This is a genomic window from Aeromicrobium sp. CnD17-E, assembly GCF_024124745.1.
Lineage (GTDB): Bacteria > Actinomycetota > Actinomycetes > Propionibacteriales > Nocardioidaceae > Aeromicrobium.
The window spans coordinates 1-1,789 of the sequence record NZ_JAMXRU010000202.1 but is presented as its reverse complement, the minus strand read 5'-3'; the positions used below and the strand labels follow the sequence as shown (position 1 = coordinate 1,789).

3 protein-coding genes are annotated in these 1,789 nt (G+C 73.6%); 1 reads left to right on the top strand and 2 read right to left on the bottom strand.

All coding sequences use genetic code 11. The annotated features are described in order from the left end of the window. Together NH339_RS18110 and NH339_RS18105 are read right to left on the bottom strand one after the other, a co-directional pair. Positions 1-319: hypothetical protein (locus tag NH339_RS18110; RefSeq protein ID WP_253027414.1), on the bottom strand; the 319-nt coding region annotated here is incomplete at its 3' end. Between the two features lies 1 nt (position 320). Continuing rightward, positions 321-590 (bottom strand): hypothetical protein, encoded by a 270-nt coding sequence (locus NH339_RS18105; protein ID WP_253027412.1) that lies wholly within the window; start codon positions 588-590, stop codon positions 321-323. Positions 591-711: 121 nt separating this feature from the next. Here NH339_RS18105 and mshC point away from each other — a divergent pair. After that, a partial coding sequence (gene mshC, locus NH339_RS18100) for a cysteine--1-D-myo-inosityl 2-amino-2-deoxy-alpha-D-glucopyranoside ligase (protein WP_253027410.1) occupies positions 712-1,789 on the top strand: 1,078 nt, incomplete at its 3' end.

The window sequence follows — 1,789 nt, the reverse complement described above, 5'->3', positions numbered from 1 at the left end:
TCTTCAGCCGCGCGGCGGCACGCCAGCGCAGCACCTGCACGTGGCGCGACCCGGTGGCCAGCCGGTGCCAGACGTGCGTCGGCACCGCACCCAGCCGCAGGATCGGGCCGTCGTCGTCGGCGACGTCGAGCGTCCACCCGTCGTCGGCCAGCCGGGCGGCGACCGTGCGCAGGTCACCACCGCTACGCCCCGCGACGAGCACGTCGAGGTCACGGCTGTGCAGGACGACGCGGTGGCCGACGGACGTCACGCGCGCCGACGCCACGGTGCCGCTGTCGCGCAGCAGCTCCACGGTGACGTCCGCGGCGAGCCCGGGCATGTCAGCGGCGCGCCGGGTCGGCGCCCGGCAGGTCGTCGTCGCTCGTGGTCACGCGCACCGTGCCGTTGAAGCGCCACAGCGCGCGGGGGGCGTCGGGGCCGGTGTCCCGCGGCACCTCCACGTCGAGGTCGCGCAGCTCGTAGTTGACGGCGGCGCCACGTCCGGTGAGGTACTCCCACATCTCGCGACCGAGGTCGGTCCAGTCGGTCACCGGCTGCGGTCCGGCAGCCTGTCCGCTCAGGTCGCGGTCGTGCTGGGGGGTGGTGGTCATGTCGGATCCTCCTGTCAGGGGTGCCTCCAGCGTGACCAGCGCCCGAGGGTGCGGCAACTCGAACGGGACGGCCGTCGACTCGCCGCGCGACCCCTCGCGACCGGCGGATACGCTCGGACCCATGCGCGCCTGGACGGGACCCGAGGTCCCCACGATCGAGCTTCCCGGGGTCGACGTCCCGCCGCTGCGGATCCACGACACCCGCACGTCGGGACTCGTCGAGTCAGCCCCCGAGCAGGTGGCGCGGCTCTACGTCTGCGGCATCACGCCCTACGACGCGACGCACCTCGGGCACGCCTCCACCTACCTCACCTTCGACCTGCTGCAGCGTCAGTGGCTCGCGCGCGGACTCGACGTCTCCTACACCCAGAACGTCACCGACGTCGACGACCCGCTGCTCGAGCGCGCCACGGCGACGGGCGTCGACTGGCAAGAGCTCGCCGAGCGCGAGACCGAGCTGTTCCGCACCGACATGTCCGCCCTGCGCGTCCTGGCACCCCAGCACTACGTGGGTGCGGTGGAGTCGATCGACCTCGTCACCGCACTGGTGGAGCGTCTGGGCGACGCCGTCTACCGGGTCGACGACGACCTCTACTTCGACGTGCACGCCGACGCCGCCTTCGGCTCGGTGTCGGGGCTGGACGACGACACGATGCGTCGCGTGTTCGGCGAGCGCGGCGGCGACCCCGACCGGCCCGGCAAGCGGCATCCGCTCGACTGCCTGGTCTGGCAGGCACCCCGCGAGGGCGAGCCCTCCTGGGAGTCGCCGCTCGGTCCCGGCCGTCCCGGCTGGCACGTGGAGTGCGCGGCGATCGCGCTCGAGCACCTCGGCACCGACTTCGACGTGCAGGGCGGCGGCTCCGACCTCGCGTTCCCGCACCACGAGATGTCCGCGTCGGAGGCGCGCGTCGCCACCGGCGAGGAGTTCGCCCGCGCCTTCGTGCACGCCGGCATGGTCGGCTTCGAGGGCGAGAAGATGTCGAAGAGCAAGGGCAACCTCGTCCTCGTGTCGCGGCTGCGCGACTCCGGGACCGACCCGATGGCCATCCGGCTCGCCCTGCTCGCCCACCACTACCGCAGCGACTGGGAGTGGTTCGACGCCGATCTGTCGGCCGCCGAGGAGCGTCTCGCGCGCTGGCGCACCGCCGTCGGGCGGCGGGCGACGGCGCCGGCCGACGACGTCGTGCGCGACGTGCTGG